Genomic DNA, 16,143 nt, shown 5'->3' on the forward strand with positions numbered 1-16,143 from the left:
CCAAAATGCGCTGGTTGGCGTTAGTCTGGCTCCGTCGACTTCGAACGGAGCGTGGCACATGGTGTGGCGATACGTGAAGGCGCAGCTGATGGTGTTGCTGTGCGGCGGTCTGGTCGGGCCGATCTTTCTCGGCGTGTACTTCGCCACCGGCCAGAGTTCTTTGCTGAAATGGATGTTCTGGGTAGGTCTGCTGATCACCGCGGCCGACGTCCTGATTGCCTTGGCGCTGGCCAACTTCGGTGCGAGATCGGCCGCGCGGACCCAGGCGCTGGAAGCGAGCGGTGTGCTCGCGCTCGCGCAGATCACCGGAATGGGCGAGACCGGCACCCGGATCAACGACCAACCGCTGGTGAAACTCAATCTGCACATTTCGGGCCCCGGTATCGCGCCGTTCACCGCCGAGGACCGCGTCATCGCCAGTGTGACCCGGCTGGGGACGCTGACCTCCCGCAAGGTCGTGGTGCTGGTGGACCCGGCGACGAACCAGTTCCAGATCGACTGGGAGCGCAGCGCCTTGATCAACGGGCAGGTACCCGCGACGTTCACGATCGACGAAGACCACCGAACCTACGACCTGTCCGGCCAGGTCGGTCCGCTGATGGAGATCCTGCAAATCCTCAAGGCCAACAACATCGGCATGAACGGCATGATCGATCTTCGGAGCAATCCGGCGGCACGGGCGCAGGTGCAGGCTGTGGTTCGCCGGGCCGGTGCCGCACAGCAGGCGCCTTCCGCCCCTGCGCCCACACCCCCGGCGGCGCCCGTGGCCGCCGGCTATGTCCCACCGGCACCGCCCACGCCGTCGGTGGCCCAGCGTCTGCAGGAACTGGAGACGCTGCGGGCCACCGGAGCGATCTCGGAGGACGAATACTCCAGCAAGCGACAGCAGATCATCGCTGCGTTGTGACTCCATGACCGTGCGCAGCCGGTGCGCCCCGAGGTGATGGTGGCCGCGCTCGGTTCGCTTGCGGCGCCGACCTTCTCGGAATCGCGACTTCGAGCGAAAGGACTTTTCGATGGCTGCACCTCACGAGGCACCTTCTGCGGCGTACGGAGTGCACTCTGAGGTGGGCAAGCTGCGCAAGGTGCTGGTGTGCTCGCCAGGTCTGGCGCATGAACGGCTCACCCCGACCAACTGCGACGACCTGTTGTTCGACGATGTGCTGTGGGTGCAGAACGCCCGTCGTGACCATTTCGACTTCATCGACAAGATGCGTGAGCGCGATGTGGAAGTCGTCGAACTGCACGATCTGCTCGCCGAGACCATGGAGATCCCGGAAGCCAGGTCGTGGCTGCTCGACCGCAAGATCGTCGCCAACGAGGTGGGTCTGGGCCTGGTCGACGACACCCGGGGGTTCCTCGATTCACTGCAGCCGCGTCGGCTCACCGAATTCCTCATCGGCGGCATGGCCACCCGCGATCTACCCGCCGAGGTGCGGACCGGCTACCGCGCGCTGGCCCGCGAAGACAGCGGCGTCACCGAGTACCTGATGCCGCCGCTGCCCAACACCCTGTACACCCGCGACACGACGTGCTGGATCTACGGCGGCCTGACGCTCAACCCGCTGTTCTGGCCGGCCCGGCATGACGAAACCCTGTTGATGAAGGCCATCTACGAGTTCCACCCCGATTACACCGGTTCCACGGTGTGGTGGGGTGACCCCGAGAAGACTTGGGGCCTGGCCACTCTGGAGGGTGGCGATGTGCTGATCCCGGGCAACGGCGTGGTGCTGATCGGGATGAGTGAACGCTCGTCGCGCCAGGCCATCACCCAGGTCGCGTCGGAGTTGTTCGCCGCCGGGGCGGCCGAGAAGGTGATCGTCGCCGGCATGCCGAAGCTACGCGCGGCCATGCACCTGGACACCGTCTTCACCTTCGCCGACCACGATGTCGTCACGATCTATCCCGATATCGTCGACGGTATCGCCCCGTTCACCCTGGTGCCTTCGGACGCCGCACCCGGAATCGAGGTGATCGAGGAGACCAGGCCTTTTGTCGAGGTGGTCGGGGCGGCGCTGGGGCTGACCGAACTCAGGGTCGTCGAAACCGGCGGGACTCGGTACGACTCGGAGCGCCAGCAGTGGGACAGCGGCAACAACCTCGTCGCCGTCGAGCCCGGCGTGGTATTCGCCTACGACCGCAACTTCCATACCAATTCGCTGTTGCGTAAGGCCGGCGTCGAGGTCATCACCATCGTCGGCGCTGAGCTGGGGCGCGGCCGGGGCGGTGGGCACTGTATGACGTGCCCGATCATCCGCGATGCGATCGGTTACTAGAACACGTTCCAATCGGACTGCTAGCCTGGGCCCGGGTTGACGAAAGGACCGGCAATGGCGGCGGGTAACGGATCCCTCGAGGGACGTGTGGCATTCGTGACGGGAGCCGCGCGCGGCCAGGGCCGGGCGCATGCGATCCGGCTGGCCAACGAAGGCGCCCACATCATCGCCGCCGATATCTGCGGGCCGGTATCGGGCACGATCACCTATCCGGCGGCCACCGCCGACGATCTGGCCGAGACCGTGCGCGGTGTCGAGGCGGCCGGCCGCAAGGTGCTGGCCCGGGCGGTCGACGTCCGTGACTTCGATGCCCAGCAACAGCTGGTCGCCGACGGTGTGGAGCAGTTCGGCCGCCTCGATGTGGTGGTCGCCAATGCCGGTGTGCTCAGTTGGGGCCGGGTGTGGGAGCTGACGCCCGAACAGTGGGACACCGTCATCGACGTCAACCTCAACGGCACCTGGCGCACGATCAAGGCTGCCGTGCCGGCGATGATCGAAGCGGGCAACGGCGGATCGATCATCATCGTCAGCTCCTCGGCGGGGGTGAAGGCGACCCCGGGCAACTCGCACTACGCGGCGTCCAAGCACGGTCTGGTGGGACTGACCAACTCGCTGGCACTTGAGGTGGGGGAGTTCGGGATTCGGGTCAATTCGATCCACCCGTACTCCATCGACACCCCGATGATCGAGCCCGAGGCGATGGCGGCCATCTTCTCCAAGTTCCCGAGCTTCCTGCACAGTTTCGCCCCGATGCCATATCACAAGGTGACCGACGGCAAGAACGAGGGACTTGCGGCGTTCATGGCGCCCGAGGAAGTCGCGAATGTGGTGGCGTGGTTGGCCGGTGACGCGTCGGCGACGCTGTCGGGCAGCCAGATCGCCGTCGACCGGGGTGTGCTCAAGTACTAGCCGTGCCGGCCGGCGTGGCCTGCAACGGCATCACCCAGTGGCCAGAACTTCGATGAACTGGTCCATCGCCCAATCGATCTCGTCCCTCGTGATGACGAGGGGCGGAGCGAAGCGCAGCGTGTGGCCGTGGGTGTCCTTCACCAGGACGCCGCGCTCGGCCAGTCGCAGGCTGACCTGTTTCCCGGTGCCCAGTCGGGGGTCGATATCGACGCCGGCCCACAGGCCCTTGCCGCGCACCGCGAGTACGCCACGGTCACTCAGCGCGGTCAGGCGGGCATGCAGGTGGGCCCCCAGATCGGCCGAACGGGCCTGGTATTCGCCACCTTCGAGTATTCCCACCACGGCGCTGCCGACGGCGGCGGCCAGGGGGTTGCCGCCGAAGGTCGAACCGTGTTCACCGGGATGCAGCACGCCGAGGATGTCGCGGTCGGCCACCACCGCCGACACCGGCACCACCCCGCCGCCGAGCGCCTTGCCCAGCAGGTACACATCCGGCACCACGCCCCAGTGGTCGCACGCGAAGGTGCGACCCGTGCGGGCCAGTCCGGACTGGATCTCGTCGGCGATCATCAGCACGCGGTGTTCGGTGCAGAGCGTGCGCACCCGGGGCAGGAAGTCGTCGGGCGGCACGATGATGCCGGCCTCGCCCTGGATCGGTTCGAGCAGCACGGCCACGGTGTGCTCGTCGATTGCGTCGGCCACCGCGTCGGCATCTCCGAAGGGCACCGCGCGGAACCCGGGGGTGAACGGACCGAAGCCGCCGCGCGCCGCCTCGTCATCGGAGAAGCTCACGATGGTCGTGGTGCGGCCGTGGAAGTTGTTCCGTGCCACGACGATATTCGCCTCGTTCGCCGGGACGCCCTTGACGTCGGTGCCCCATTTGCGGGCCACCTTGATACCGCTCTCGACGGCCTCGGCGCCGGTGTTCATCGGCAGGACCATCTCCTTGCCGCACATCCGGGCCAGTGCGGCGCAGAACGGCCCCAGCCGGTCGGAGTGAAACGCCCTGCTGACCAGGGTGACGGTGTCCAGCTGGGCGTGTGCGGCGGCGGTGATCTCCGGGTGGCGATGGCCGAAGTTGACCGCGGAATACGCCGCGAGGCAGTCCAGGTAGCGCCGGCCTTCCACGTCGGTGATCCACACACCCTCCGCCGAGGCCGCGACGACGGGCAGCGGCGAGTAGTTGTGCGCGGTGTACGTCTCGTCGAGCGAGATCGCGTCGCGGGTGAGATTCACCTCCACACCGTCCAGGATGGTCATGAATGGACTTCCAGGGTGCAGCATTTGACGGATCCGCCGCCTTTGAGGAGTTCGGACAGGTCCACGCCGATCGGCTCGAAGCCCGCGGCCGACAACTGCGCCGCAAAACCGGTGGCTGCGGCGGGGTGCACGACATGGCGGCCGTCGGACACCGCGTTGAGGCCCAGCACGAAGGCATCGGTACTGGTGACCAGGATGGCGTCCGGGAACAGCCGTTCCAGGGTGGCGCGGGCGGTATCGGTGAACGCCGGAGGGTAGTAGGCGATGACATCGTCGGTGAGCACCGTCAGTGCGGTATCCAGATGGTAGAAGCGGGGATCCACCAGTTCCAGGCCGACCACCGGGAGTCCGGTGATGTCGGCGATCTCGTCGTGTGCCCGCGGGTCGGTGCGAAAACCGTGTCCCGCCAGGATCTTCGATCCGGCGACCAGGAGGTCGCCCTGGCCCTCGTTGGTGTGGCGGGTCTGCACGGGCTGATGTCCCCGGCTGCTCATCCATGCGGCGTAGGCATCGGCCTCGCCGGCCCGTTGCGGATAGGCGAAGCGGGCGACGATGGCGTGGCCACCGACGAGCAGCCCGCCGTTGGCGGCGTAGACCATATCGGGCAAGCCCGGTTCGGGTGCCACCAGATCGACGGAGTGGCCGAGGTCCAGATAGATGTGCCGCAGGTTCTCCCACTGTCGCCATGCGAGTCCGGCGTCCACCGGGGTCGAGGTGTCCATCCAGGGGTTGATCGCGTATTCGACGGCGAAGTGGGTGGGTGCCGTCATGGCGTAGTGGCGGGTGCGGGCGGCACGGGTCGGCGGCAGAGCGGAGTGGCTGGCGACCTCGGAAATCGTCATGATTCAACGGTAAACGTGCCCTGGCATGCAATCAATCGCCATATATTGCGTGGCAGAGAATGATTCATTGCGTACAGTGTCGATAAATGGCGTTCTGTTGCGCGAGGAGGGGCCTTGGACCGGTTGGACGACACCGATGAGCGGATCCTGGCCGAACTGACCGACAACGCGCGCGCCACCTTCGCCGAGATCGGGGAACGGGTGAGTTTGTCGGCACCTGCGGTGAAACGTCGGGTGGATCGCCTGCTCGATCACGGGGTCATCCGTGGTTTCACCACCGTCGTCGACCGCAATGCCCTCGGCTGGGGCACCGAGGCCTATGTGCAGGTGTACTGCCATGGCACCATCGCGCCCGCCGAGTTGCGCCAAGCCTGGATCGATATCCCGGAGGTGGTCAGCGCGGCCACGGTGACCGGAACCTCGGATGCCATCCTGCACGTGCTCGCCCGCGACATGCGGCACCTGGAGGAGGCCCTCGAACGCATCAGGGCCAGCGCCGATATCGAACGCAGTGAGAGCATTGTGGTGCTGTCCAACATCATCGAGCGGGCCCGGTCCTGAGCAGTACCAGTGGGGTGGACACGTAGAACGCCGCTGTCATCGTGTATGAAGACCCACGTGACAACTAATGGTGGAATCGTCATTGTCGGTGGTGGACTGGCCGCGGCCCGCACCGCCGAGCAATTGCGTCGCGCCGAATACACCGGGCCCCTCACCATCGTCAGCGATGAGACGCACCTGCCGTACGACCGGCCGCCGCTGTCGAAGGAGGTGCTGCGTAACCCCGCGCATGACGTCGTCCTGAAGCCGCAGGAGTTCTACGACGACAACGACATCACCCTGCGCCTGGGCTCCGCCGCGACATCGGTCGACACCGCCGCGCAGACGCTGACGTTGGCGGACGGGTCGGTCATCGGCTACGACGATCTTGTCATCGCCACCGGTCTTGTGCCCAAACGCATTCCATCCTTCCCTGACCTCGCGGGCATCCGGGTCCTGCGCTCCCTCGACGAGAGCGCGGCCCTGCGTGCGCATGCGGCGACCGCCCGGCGCGCCGTGATCGTCGGTGCCGGGTTCATCGGGTGCGAGGTGGCCGCCAGCCTGCGTCAGCTCGGTGTCGAGGTGGTGATCGTCGAGCCGCAGCCCACGCCGCTGGCCTCGGTGCTGGGTGAGCAGATCGGCGCGCTGGTGGCCAGGCTGCACGAGGCCGAGGGCGTGCAGGTGCGCTGCGGTGTCGGGGTGGCCTCGGTCAGCGGTACCGACAAGGTCGAGACGGTCGTGCTGTCCGACGGCACCGAACTCCACGCCGACATGGTGGTCGTCGGCATCGGATCGCATCCGGTCACCGGCTGGCTGGACGGAAGCGGTATCGAGGTCGACAACGGCGTGGTCTGTGATGACGCCGGCCGGACCAGCGCGCCGCACGTGTGGGCCATCGGGGATGTGGCGTCCTGGCGGTCCGAGGTGGGCCATCAAGTGCGCGTTGAGCATTGGAGCAACGTGGCCGAGCAGGCTCGCGCCCTGGTGCCCGCGCTGCTCGGCCGGGAAGCCGGTGCCGCGGTGACGACGGTGCCGTACTTCTGGAGCGACCAGTACGACGTGAAGATCCAGTGTCTTGGCGAGCCTGCCGCCGATGACATCGTGCACCTTGTCGAGGATGACGGCCGCAAGTTCCTGGCCTACTACGAGCGCGACGGTGTCCTGACCGCCGTGGTCGGCGGCGGCATGCCCGGCAAGGTGATGAAGGCCCGCGGCAAGATCGCCGCGGCCACCCCGATCGCCGACGTTCTTCCGTGATTTGTGTACGTTCACCGGCGCCCACCGCCGGTGAACGTACACAAATCGCTCTGTGCCGGCCGAGGTAGAACCGCGCGCCCGAACTCCGACGGGGTTGGGCGAAGAATTCTCGGTCAGTTCTCCGGGGTGAGTTCGCCGAGCCCGCGGCCCACCACGTCGAAGGCATCGCCGAGTGCCTCGGGCAGGGATACCGATTCGTCGGCCAGCCACTGCTCGTAGGCGGTCAGCGCCACGCCCAACGCCGTCCATGCCACGGTCTGGGGCACCAGGTCGGCAGGCTTGAGTCCCAGCCGGCGGGCCACGAAGGCGGCGATGACCTCGCGCCACCCGGCGTACATCGTCATCGAGTAGGCCTGCAGCGCGTCGGTCTCCAGGATGACTCGCATCCGTTGCCGGTGTTGGGGGGTCTCCTCGGCGCCGAAGTCGTTGAACGTCAACAACGCTGCGCGCAAGGCGGTATCGAGCGGTACGTCCGCCGGCACCGCGTTGAGCACATCGCGCAGGTACTGCAGGTGTGCGTCGAAGTCGGCCCAGGGGATGGCGTTCTTGGACGAGAAGTAGCGGAACAGGGTGCGCCGGGAGATGCCCGCCGCGGCGGCCACATCATCGACACTGACATCGTCGAAACCCCGGGTCGCGAAGAGCTCCAGGGCGACCCCGCTGATGTGGCCCTGGGTGGTCGAAGGGCGCCGTCCCACGCTCATCGCCTACCACCCTTCCATTTCGGCACTCGATGCCATATTGTGTGCGGCGTGGGTCACAGTTGTCGAGACCCTGCGGTAACTATCACGGTAACGAAAGGGGCAGTCCATGGAACCCAATCAGCAGGCCGAAGCGGTCACTTCGCAGCTCGTCACCGAGTCTCTCGTCGAAGAGGTCTCGATCGACGGGATGTGCGGGGTCTACTGACCATGTCGGCGCCGACAGCCCCGGCACCGGGCTTCGACCCCGCGTTGGCCTGGACGTTGCACCGCCAGGTGGCGGTGCGGCCGGAACCGTTCGGGGCGTTGCTGTATCACTTCGGTACCCGGAAGCTGTCGTTCCTCAAGAACCGGACCATCGTCGAGGTGGTCAGCTCGCTGGCTGACCACCCCGACGTCCGGTCCGCCTGCCGCGCCGCCGGTATCGACGATGACGCGCAGGGCCCCTATCTGCACGCGCTGAGCGTGCTCGCACAGTCCCAGATGCTGGTCCCGAGGGAGACTTCCGAGTGACGATGATGGATTCGGCGCACGCGCCGGCAATGCAACCCGTGCCCCGGCTGGTCGATCAGTTCGAGCGCGGCCTGGACGCCCCCATCTGTTTGACCTGGGAGCTGACCTACGCCTGCAACCTGTCTTGTGTGCACTGCCTGTCGGCGTCGGGCAAGCGCGACCCGCGTGAGCTGAGCACCCAGCAGTGTAAGGACATCATCGACGAGCTCGAGCGCATGCAGGTGTTCTACGTGAACATCGGCGGCGGGGAACCGACTGTGCGGTCGGACTTTTGGGAACTGGTCGACTACGCGACCGAACACCACGTCGGGGTGAAGTTCTCGACCAACGGCGTGCGCATCACCCCGGAGGTGGCCGCGAAGCTGGCCGCCAGCGACTACGTCGACGTCCAGATCTCGCTCGACGGTGCCACCGCCGAGGTCAACGACGAGGTGCGCGGCCCCGGTTCGTTCGCCATGGCCGTTCGTGCGCTGGAGAATCTCGCCGCGGCGGGTTTCCAGGACGCGAAGATCTCCGTGGTCGTCACCCGGCACAACGTGGACCAGCTCGACGACTTCAAGGCATTGGCCGATCACTACGGAGCCACGCTGCGCATCACCCGGTTGCGCCCCTCGGGCCGCGGCGCGGACGTCTGGGACGAACTGCACCCGACCGCCGCTCAGCAGGTCCAGCTCTACGACTGGCTCGTCGCCAAGGGCGAGCGTGTGCTCACCGGTGACTCGTTCTTCCACCTGTCGGGCCTCGGCGAGCCCGGCGCGCTCGCGGGCCTGAACCTGTGTGGCGCGGGTCGGGTGGTGTGCCTGATCGATCCGGTGGGTGACGTGTACGCCTGCCCGTTCGCCATCCATGAGCAGTTCTTGGCCGGAAACGTGCTCACCAGCAACGGATTTCAGGACGTCTGGCAGAACTCCCGGCTTTTCAACGAACTGCGTGAACCGCAGTCGGCCGGGGCCTGCACCGGGTGCGGGCACTACGACGCGTGCCGCGGTGGTTGCATGGCCGCGAAGTTCTTCACCGGCCTGCCGATGGACGGCCCGGATCCCGAGTGCGTCCAGGGTTTCGGGGAGCCGGCTCTGGCGCTGGAGCGGGACAAGCCCAAGCCCAGCGTCGACCACTCGCGAAGTGGCGGGCGCAAAGGCCCGATCCCGCTGAAACTGCTCACCACTCCTCCTCGCCCGCCCAAGTCGTTCTGTAACGAAAGTCCTGTGTAGATCATGGCCCGCGATACCTGGTTCGAAACCGTCGCCATCGCGCAGCAGCGCGCGAAGAAGCGGCTACCCAAATCCGCTTATTCCTCGCTGATCTCGGCGAGCGAGAAGGGTGTGTCGGTCTCCGACAATGTCGAGGCGTTCGCCGAACTCGGCTTCGCCCCGCACGTCATCGGCGCCACCGAGAAGCGCGATCTGGCGACGACCGTGATGGGGCAAGATATTTCGCTGCCCGTCATCATCTCGCCGACCGGGGTGCAAGCGGTGCACCCCGACGGGGAGGTCGCGGTGGCTCGCGCGGCGGCGGCCCGCGGTACGGCCATGGGGTTGTCCTCGTTCGCCAGCAAGCCCATCGAGGAAGTGACCGCGGTCAACGACAAGGTCTTCTTCCAGATCTACTGGCTGGGCAGCCGCGAGGAGATCGCCGAGCGGGTGCAGCGCGCCAAGGACGCCGGCGCCGCCGGTTTGATCGCGACCACGGACTGGAGTTTCAGCCACGGCCGGGACTGGGGCAGCCCCAAGATCCCGGAGCGGATGGATCTCAAGACCATGATCAAGATGTCACCCGAGGTGATCTCCAAGCCGCGGTGGCTCTGGAGTTTCGGTAAGCACCTGCGTCCGCCGGACCTGCGGGTTCCCAACCAGGGCAGGCGCGGGGAACCCGGGCCGACCTTCTTCGAGGCCTACGGCCAGTGGATGGGCACCCCGCCGCCCACCTGGGAAGACATCGCGTGGCTGCGTGAGCAGTGGCCCGACGCACCGTTCCTGCTCAAGGGCATGGTGCGCGTCGATGATGCCAAACGCGCTGTGGATGCCGGGGTTTCGGCGATCACGGTGTCCAACCACGGTGGTAACAACCTGGACGGGACCCCGGCGGCCATCCGCTGCCTGCCTGCGATCGCCGATGCGGTGGGCGACCAGATCGAGGTGTTGCTCGACGGCGGCGTCCGCCGCGGCAGCGATGTGGTCAAGGCCGTGGCGCTCGGTGCCAGGGCCGTCATGATCGGCCGCGCCTACCTGTGGGGTCTGGCCGCCGAAGGACAGACCGGCGTCGAGAACGTGCTCGACATCATGCACGGCGGGATCGACTCGGCGCTGCGCGGGCTGGGCAAGGCCTCGATCCACGATCTGACCGCCGACGACATTTTGATTCCGCAAGGTTTCACTCGCGCCCTCGGGATTCCTGCCCGCTGATACTGACGTGGCTGACGTGGCTGCCGTGACCCGCAGTCCGGCAACCGCGCCCCGCAATGCAAATCAATTGCAGCGCATGCGCCAACAATCGGCGCACGCCAGGTGAATTGGGCCTACCATCGTCCGGTGGCCCTCCCCACCGACCTCGGCACCGCGACGTCGAATCGGCTGCATGGCTCCTCGCCCGCGGGGAAGCCCTCGCTGATCGTCCCGGTCGGCTCGACCGAACAGCACGGGCCGCACCTGCCGTTGGACACCGACACCCGGATCGCGGAAGCGGTCGCTCGCGCCGCGGCTCCCCGGATCGGCGCAGGTTGGCTGCTCGCGCCCGCCGTGAGCTACGGCGCCAGCGGCGAGCACGAGGGATTCCCCGGCACGGTATCGATCGGCACTGAGGCGCTGCGCCTGGTCCTGACCGAGTTCGGCCGGTCGGCATGCAGCTGGGCGACACGTCTGGTCTTCGTCAACGGTCACGGTGGAAATGTCGAGGCGCTGGCCGCGGCGGTGACGCTGCTACGAGCAGAAGGCCGCGACGCCGCCTGGTCTTCGTGTACGGTGCGGGGCGCCGACGCTCATGCGGGACATACCGAAACTTCTGTATTGCTACATATTTCACCAGAGAATGTGCGGATCGAGGAACGCGTGCCGGGTAACAGAGCACCGTTGTCGGAGTTGATGCCGGCGATGCGCCGCGGCGGGGTGGCCGCGGTGAGTGAGATCGGGGTCCTGGGGGACCCGACGACTGCGACAGAACAGGACGGCGCTCGGCTGTTCGCCGCTATGGTCGACGGATGCGTGCGCAGAGTGTCGGCGTGGAGCCCGGACGCACGCGGGATGCTGTTATGACGGGTCCGCGGCTGCCCGACGGATTCGCGGTCCAGGTCGATCGCCGGGTGAAGGTCCTCGGCGAGGGCGCAGCCCTGCTCGGCGGGTCGCCGACCAGGCTGCTGCGCTTGGCGCCGGTCGCTCAGACCATGCTCGACGGTGGCCGCCTGGAGGTGCACGACGCCTTGTCAGCCCAGCTGGCCCGCACCCTGCTGGATGCCACGGTGGCGCACCCGCGGCCGGCCACCGGTCCGTCCCACCGCGATGTCACAGTCGTTGTGCCGGTGCGTGACAACATCCTTGGCCTGTGCCGGCTGGTGCGCTCGCTGCGCGGGATGCGGGTGGTGGTGGTGGACGACGGCTCGACGGTGCCGGTGCGGGATTCCGATTTCGAAGGTGTGCGCAGCGAGGTGATCGTGCTGCGGCACGCGCGCAGCCGCGGTCCGGCCGCTGCGCGCAACACCGGCCTGGCGGCCTGCACCACCGACTTCGTGGCTTTCCTGGACTCCGACGTGGTGCCCCGCCGTGGGTGGCTGGAGGCGCTGCTCGGTCACTTCTGCGACCCCGCTGTCGCGCTGGTGGCACCGCGCATCGTGAGTCTTCGTGAGCCCGACAACCTGGTGGCCCGGTACGAGTCGGTGCGTTCCTCGCTGGACCTGGGGATGCGGGAGGCGCCGGTCGTCCCCTACGGACCGGTGTCGTATGTGCCCAGCGCCGCCATCATCTGCCGGCGCAGCCTGCTGGCCGAGGTGGGTGGCTTCGACGAGACCCTGCGTTCCGGGGAGGACGTCGACCTGTGCTGGCGATTCGTCGAGGCCGGTCACCGGCTCCGCTATGAACCCATCGCGCTGGTGGGCCACGATCACCGGACCCAGCTGCGGGAATGGTTCGGGCGCAAGGCCTTCTACGGGCAATCCGCGGCCCCGCTCTCGGTGCGGCACCCGGGTAAGACCGCGCCGATGGTGGTGCACCGGTGGATGTTGCTGGTCTGGATCCTGATTGCCAGCGGTTCGAACCTGGGATATTTCGCGGCCGCGGTCATCACCTTGTTGTTCGGCCGCCGGGTCGCCACCTCCCTGGACGCGGTGGAGACCGCACCCAGGGATGTCGCCGCGATGGCGGCGCGAGGGCTGTGGGGGTCGGCGTTACAGGCTGCGTCGGCCATCTGCCGGCACTACTGGCCGGTGGCGTTGCTGGCGGCCGTGTTCTTCCGGCGTTGCCGGCAGGTGGTCCTGGTGGCCGCGATCCTGGACGGGCTCGTCGACTGGGTCAGCCGCAACAACAACGCCGAGCAGGACACGCAGCGGGTCGGCGTGCTCAGCTACCTGTTGCTCAAACGCCTCGACGACATCGCCTACGGGCTGGGCCTGTGGACCGGGGTGGTGCGGGAGCGGCACGTCGGGGCGCTCAAACCGCAGATCCGGTCGTGACCTGAAACTTGCACAGCGATGTCCTGATCGTCGGCGCGGGAAGCGCTGGTTCGATTCTGGCCGAACGCCTTTCGGTCGACGAAAGATGCAAGGTCACGGTCCTCGAAGTGGGGCCGAGTGCCGATGATCCCGCGGTGTCGGCGCACCTGCGCGATGCCACCAGACTCCCGATCGGGCCGGGCAGCGCGGTCGCGCGGCATTACGCCACCTCGCTGACCGATCACCCCCAGCGGACGGCGACGGTGATGCGCGGAGCCGTGGTGGGTGGCTCGGGCGCCATCAACGGCGGGTACTTCTGCCGGGGTAGGGCTGCGGACTTCGACGGGTGGAAGCTGCCTGGCTGGCGCTGGGATGACGTGTTGCCCCATTTCCGGGCGATCGAGACCGATCTGGACCGCACCGGCCCCCTGCACGGTGCGCACGGGCCGATCCGAGTCCGTCGGACCGCGCAGCTGAGCCCGGGCAGCGCGACGTTCGTGCAACGAGGGCTCGGCCTCGGGTATCCCTGGCTCGACGATCTCAACGGCGAACCCGAGGGGGCCGGAGTCGGCGCGATACCACTCAACATCGAAGACGGGATCCGGCTGGGACCCGCTTCGGTATTCCTGCTCCCGGCGTTGTCCCGACCGAATCTCACCGTGCGCTCCGGCGCTCCCGTGCTGCGTGTCCTGATCAACGGAGCGCGCGCCGTCGGTGTCGACGTGCTGGGCCCAGCAGGGGTGCATACTCTGACGGCTGACCGAATTATCTTGTCGGCCGGGGCGATTGGTTCTGCTCAGCTGCTGATGGTCTCTGGTATCGGGCCGGCGGACATCCTCGAGCACGCGGGTATCACCGTGCATACCGGGCTGCCCGTGGGGGCGGCGTTCTGCGATCATCCGGAATGGGTGCTGCCGGTCGACTGGCCGGCCGCACCGGGCCGGCCCCCGGTAGAGGCGGCCCTGTACCTGGACGATCTCGAACTCCGGCTCTACACCACAGGTTTCGCCGAGATGATCGGGGCGGGTCCCGCCGATCGTCCCCATATCGGTATCGCTCTGATGCGTCCGCAATCGCGGGGGCGGCTCTCGGTGCTGTCGGCGGATCTGGCCGATCCCCCCGTCATCGAGCACCACTATGACGGCGCGCAGGCCGATGTGGCGGCCCTGCGTCACGGTGCCGAACTCGCCAGGGAGATCGCCGGAGTGGCTGGGCGCGAAGCGCATTGGTCCACCACGCAGCATTTGAGCGGTACCGCGCCGATGGGTCCGGTGCTCGACGAGCGCTGCCGGGTGCACGGCATCGACGGTCTGTGGGTGGTGGACGGGTCGATCATGCCGGTATTGCCCAGTCGGGGGCCGCACGCCACCATCGCGATGATCGGTCACCGGGTGGCCGAGTTCATCTCCTGAACAGCGCCTTACCGTCCCGGCCGGGCGCGAACATCGAGATCAGCACCGCGGCTCCGGCCGTCACGATCGCCAGTACCGTCAACGAACCCTGCATCGCATAAAGGAACGACAGCTTCGCGGCGAAGGCCAGATCGGTGTTGCTCGGCCCCAAACATGTTGCGGCATTGAGTGCCTCGCCGATCGAGCCAGCCGCCGCGGTGCGCACCCTGCGTGAACGGGTGGCCGAACAGTATCCCGCTCCGTTGGCGGCCGTCCTGGACAGTCCGGATGCCATCGCCCAACTCGGCAATGTCGACCGCACCAGGGCCGCGGCGCTGTGACTGGGGCCGATTGTGCTCGGAAAGCTCAGTACGCTCGCGGATTTCGACTACGAGCAGATCGCCCGGGCGGCGGTGGACGGTTTCCTGGCCACCCACTCGATCAGCGCAACGAATACCGGATCGGCAGGTGCTTGAGTCCGCCGACGAACACCGTGCGCGAAAGCTGGGGCGTACCGGCCAATTCGATGGCGTCCAGGCGGGGGATGAGCTCACCGAACAGGCTGGTCATCTCCATCCGGGCCAACGCGGCACCCAGACAGAAGTGCACACCGTAGCCGAACGCCAGATGCTTGTTGGGGTCGCGACCGACGTCGAAGCGAAACGGATCTTCGAAGACCTCTTCGTCACGATTGCCCGACACGTAGGCGAGGTAGACCGATTCGCCCTTGGCGATCGGGACGCCACGCACCTCGGTGTCGGCGGTCGCCGTGCGCATGAACTCCTTGACCGGGGTGGTCCAGCGGATCATCTCGTCCACTGCGGTGCCCATCAGTTCGGGATGTGCGCGCAGTCGGTCCAGTTCGGCGGGATTCGCGATGAGCGCGTGCAGACCACCGGAGATCGCGTCCTTGGTGGTGTCATGGCCGGCGCTGGCGACGATCACGTAATAGGAAGCGGTGTCGACATCGGACAGCGGCTGCCCGTCGATGGTGCCGTTGGCGATCGCCGAGGCGAGGTCCTCGGTCGGATCGGCCCGCCGTGAGGCGGTCAGCTGGGAGAAATAGGCGAAGAAGTCCAGCAGCACCTCCAGGCCGTCCTCGAGGGATTTGCCGCGCTGGTATTCCTCGTCGTCGCCGCCGAACAGCTCCTGGGTCAGCATGTGCATCCGCCCGAAATCGGACTCGGGCAACCCCAGCAGCGACATGATCACGTACAGCGGGAAGTTCACCGCGATCTCGGTGACGAAATCGCATTCGGGCCCGATCTCGCGCATCCGGTCGACATAGCGCTTGGCCAGTTCGTCGACGCGGACCTTGAGATCACGCATGGCCTTGGGGCGGAACCAGTCCGCGCCGATCGCCCGCACCTTGCGGTGGTGTGGATCGTCCATGTGGATCAGGGTGCGCAGGCCCATCCCGGCCTCCAGCTGAGCCTTGGCCATGTCGTCGGCCTCGGCGGTGGCCAGCAGCGGCCGCGGTTCGCTGATGAACAGGTCGTTCTCCCGCTCGATGGCCATGATGTCCGCGTGCTTGGTGATCGCCCAGAACGGTCGGTACGGCCGGAAATCGACCCAGGAGACGGGTTGCTCGGCGCGCAGGTGGCGCAGCGCCGCGTGCAGGCGCGCCTCATCGGCGTAGGCGGTTGGGTCGGCCAGGACGCGGTTCTGCGGACTTACCGGGCGATCGGTGGTCGGGGTGCTCATCGGCAGCTCCTTGCGGTTGACTTGACGGGTGTCAGGTTTCCGGTCGTCCCCAGTGTCGGCGATGCGCACCACCGCGCGGGCGGGTTTGCGCCGATCGGCTGCCGTAGGCTCGGC

17 protein-coding genes and 1 pseudogene are annotated in these 16,143 nt (G+C 67.2%); 13 read left to right on the top strand and 5 right to left on the bottom strand.

What is annotated here, in order from left to right; genetic code table 11:
- Window positions 1-58: 58 nt before the first annotated feature.
- From FHU31_RS06490 to FHU31_RS06500, 3 genes are all read left to right on the top strand, one after another.
- A complete protein-coding gene (locus FHU31_RS06490; protein ID WP_167156831.1) occupies window positions 59-907 on the top strand; it encodes an SHOCT domain-containing protein in 849 nt (282 codons plus the stop codon).
- A 109-nt stretch (window positions 908-1,016) separates the two neighbouring features.
- Complete coding sequence (locus FHU31_RS06495) at window positions 1,017-2,276, top strand: arginine deiminase (RefSeq protein ID WP_167156833.1); 1,260 nt, start codon at window positions 1,017-1,019, stop codon at window positions 2,274-2,276.
- Between the two features lie 54 nt (window positions 2,277-2,330).
- Window positions 2,331-3,185 (top strand): mycofactocin-coupled SDR family oxidoreductase, encoded by an 855-nt coding sequence (locus tag FHU31_RS06500; RefSeq protein ID WP_167156835.1) that lies wholly within the window; start codon window positions 2,331-2,333, stop codon window positions 3,183-3,185.
- A 30-nt stretch (window positions 3,186-3,215) separates the two neighbouring features.
- On the opposite strand, the gene rocD is transcribed toward FHU31_RS06500, so the two are convergent.
- Together rocD and ddaH are read right to left on the bottom strand one after the other, a co-directional pair.
- Window positions 3,216-4,445, bottom strand: coding sequence for an ornithine--oxo-acid transaminase (gene rocD, locus FHU31_RS06505; RefSeq protein WP_167156837.1), 1,230 nt, complete (start codon window positions 4,443-4,445; stop codon window positions 3,216-3,218).
- Window positions 4,442-5,287, bottom strand: a complete 846-nt coding sequence (gene ddaH / locus FHU31_RS06510; protein ID WP_167156839.1) for a dimethylargininase — start codon at window positions 5,285-5,287, stop codon at window positions 4,442-4,444. The genes rocD and ddaH overlap by 4 nt, the downstream gene beginning before the upstream one ends.
- A 114-nt stretch (window positions 5,288-5,401) precedes the next feature.
- On the opposite strand from ddaH, the gene FHU31_RS06515 reads away from it, so the two are divergent.
- Window positions 5,402-5,848, top strand: coding sequence for an Rv2324 family transcriptional regulator (locus tag FHU31_RS06515; RefSeq protein WP_090359939.1), 447 nt, complete (start codon window positions 5,402-5,404; stop codon window positions 5,846-5,848).
- Between the two features lie 45 nt (window positions 5,849-5,893).
- Entirely contained in the window at window positions 5,894-7,084 is a 1,191-nt protein-coding gene (locus FHU31_RS06520; protein ID WP_167156841.1) for an NAD(P)/FAD-dependent oxidoreductase, read from the top strand.
- 113 nt (window positions 7,085-7,197) lie between these two features.
- Here FHU31_RS06520 and mftR read toward each other — a convergent pair whose 3' ends face one another.
- Window positions 7,198-7,788 (bottom strand): mycofactocin system transcriptional regulator MftR, encoded by a 591-nt coding sequence (mftR, locus tag FHU31_RS06525; protein ID WP_167156843.1) that lies wholly within the window; start codon window positions 7,786-7,788, stop codon window positions 7,198-7,200.
- A 106-nt stretch (window positions 7,789-7,894) separates the two neighbouring features.
- Here mftR and mftA point away from each other — a divergent pair, with 106 nt between their 5' ends.
- The 7 genes from mftA to mftG all read left to right on the top strand — a co-directional run bounded on the left by mftA (window position 7,895) and on the right by mftG (window position 14,346).
- Window positions 7,895-7,993 carry a mycofactocin precursor MftA gene (gene mftA, locus FHU31_RS06530; RefSeq protein ID WP_167156845.1) on the top strand — a complete coding sequence of 33 codons (99 nt, stop codon included), beginning with the start codon at window positions 7,895-7,897 and terminating at the stop codon, window positions 7,991-7,993.
- Between the two features lie 2 nt (window positions 7,994-7,995).
- Window positions 7,996-8,298 (top strand): mycofactocin biosynthesis chaperone MftB, encoded by a 303-nt coding sequence (gene mftB, locus FHU31_RS06535; protein WP_167156847.1) that lies wholly within the window; start codon window positions 7,996-7,998, stop codon window positions 8,296-8,298.
- A gap of 2 nt (window positions 8,299-8,300) precedes the next feature.
- Entirely contained in the window at window positions 8,301-9,509 is a 1,209-nt protein-coding gene (gene mftC / locus FHU31_RS06540; protein ID WP_234901314.1) for a mycofactocin radical SAM maturase, read from the top strand.
- A gap of 3 nt (window positions 9,510-9,512) precedes the next feature.
- On the top strand, window positions 9,513-10,700 hold the full coding sequence (gene mftD, locus FHU31_RS06545) for a pre-mycofactocin synthase MftD (protein ID WP_167156849.1): 1,188 nt from the start codon (window positions 9,513-9,515) through the stop codon (window positions 10,698-10,700).
- Window positions 10,701-10,802: 102 nt separating this feature from the next.
- Window positions 10,803-11,546 carry a mycofactocin biosynthesis peptidyl-dipeptidase MftE gene (mftE, locus tag FHU31_RS06550; RefSeq protein ID WP_167156851.1) on the top strand — a complete coding sequence of 248 codons (744 nt, stop codon included), beginning with the start codon at window positions 10,803-10,805 and terminating at the stop codon, window positions 11,544-11,546.
- Entirely contained in the window at window positions 11,543-12,955 is a 1,413-nt protein-coding gene (mftF, locus tag FHU31_RS06555) for a mycofactocin biosynthesis glycosyltransferase MftF (RefSeq protein ID WP_167156853.1), read from the top strand. The genes mftE and mftF overlap by 4 nt, the downstream gene beginning before the upstream one ends.
- Window positions 12,956-12,963: 8 nt before the next feature.
- Window positions 12,964-14,346, top strand: a complete 1,383-nt coding sequence (gene mftG, locus FHU31_RS06560) for a mycofactocin dehydrogenase MftG (protein WP_167156855.1) — start codon at window positions 12,964-12,966, stop codon at window positions 14,344-14,346.
- Here the strand turns inward: mftG and FHU31_RS06565 are convergent.
- A complete protein-coding gene (locus FHU31_RS06565) occupies window positions 14,336-14,551 on the bottom strand; it encodes a hypothetical protein (protein ID WP_167156857.1) in 216 nt (71 codons plus the stop codon). The two genes, mftG and FHU31_RS06565, sit on opposite strands and share 11 nt — an antisense overlap.
- On the opposite strand from FHU31_RS06565, the pseudogene FHU31_RS06570 reads away from it, so the two are divergent.
- Window positions 14,544-14,801 (top strand): annotated as a pseudogene (locus FHU31_RS06570) (TetR/AcrR family transcriptional regulator); the annotation flags it as partial. The gene FHU31_RS06565 and the pseudogene FHU31_RS06570 overlap by 8 nt on opposite strands.
- Here FHU31_RS06570 and FHU31_RS06575 read toward each other — a convergent pair.
- Complete coding sequence (locus FHU31_RS06575; protein WP_167156859.1) at window positions 14,767-16,029, bottom strand: cytochrome P450; 1,263 nt, start codon at window positions 16,027-16,029, stop codon at window positions 14,767-14,769. The pseudogene FHU31_RS06570 and the gene FHU31_RS06575 sit on opposite strands and share 35 nt — an antisense overlap.
- Window positions 16,030-16,143: the final 114 nt, after the last annotated feature.

The sequence above is a fragment of the Mycolicibacterium fluoranthenivorans genome (genome assembly GCF_011758805.1).
Taxonomy (GTDB): domain Bacteria; phylum Actinomycetota; class Actinomycetes; order Mycobacteriales; family Mycobacteriaceae; genus Mycobacterium; species Mycobacterium fluoranthenivorans.

Bases quoted from the DNA above. Each gene is read 5' to 3' on its own strand.
- rocD (WP_167156837.1), bottom strand. From the start codon at position 4,445: ATGACCATCCTGGACGGTGTGGAGGTGAATCTCACCCGCGACGCGATC.
- mftC (WP_234901314.1), top strand. From the start codon at position 8,301: ATGATGGATTCGGCGCACGCGCCGGCAATGCAACCCGTGCCCCGGCTG.
- ddaH (WP_167156839.1), bottom strand. From the start codon at position 5,287: ATGACGATTTCCGAGGTCGCCAGCCACTCCGCTCTGCCGCCGACCCGT.
- FHU31_RS06520 (WP_167156841.1), top strand. From the start codon at position 5,894: ATGAAGACCCACGTGACAACTAATGGTGGAATCGTCATTGTCGGTGGT.
- mftA (WP_167156845.1), top strand. From the start codon at position 7,895: ATGGAACCCAATCAGCAGGCCGAAGCGGTCACTTCGCAGCTCGTCACC.
- mftD (WP_167156849.1), top strand. From the start codon at position 9,513: ATGGCCCGCGATACCTGGTTCGAAACCGTCGCCATCGCGCAGCAGCGC.
- FHU31_RS06490 (WP_167156831.1), top strand. From the start codon at position 59: ATGGTGTGGCGATACGTGAAGGCGCAGCTGATGGTGTTGCTGTGCGGC.
- mftB (WP_167156847.1), top strand. From the start codon at position 7,996: ATGTCGGCGCCGACAGCCCCGGCACCGGGCTTCGACCCCGCGTTGGCC.
- mftR (WP_167156843.1), bottom strand. From the start codon at position 7,788: ATGAGCGTGGGACGGCGCCCTTCGACCACCCAGGGCCACATCAGCGGG.
- FHU31_RS06575 (WP_167156859.1), bottom strand. From the start codon at position 16,029: ATGAGCACCCCGACCACCGATCGCCCGGTAAGTCCGCAGAACCGCGTC.
- FHU31_RS06500 (WP_167156835.1), top strand. From the start codon at position 2,331: ATGGCGGCGGGTAACGGATCCCTCGAGGGACGTGTGGCATTCGTGACG.
- mftF (WP_167156853.1), top strand. From the start codon at position 11,543: ATGACGGGTCCGCGGCTGCCCGACGGATTCGCGGTCCAGGTCGATCGC.
- FHU31_RS06495 (WP_167156833.1), top strand. From the start codon at position 1,017: ATGGCTGCACCTCACGAGGCACCTTCTGCGGCGTACGGAGTGCACTCT.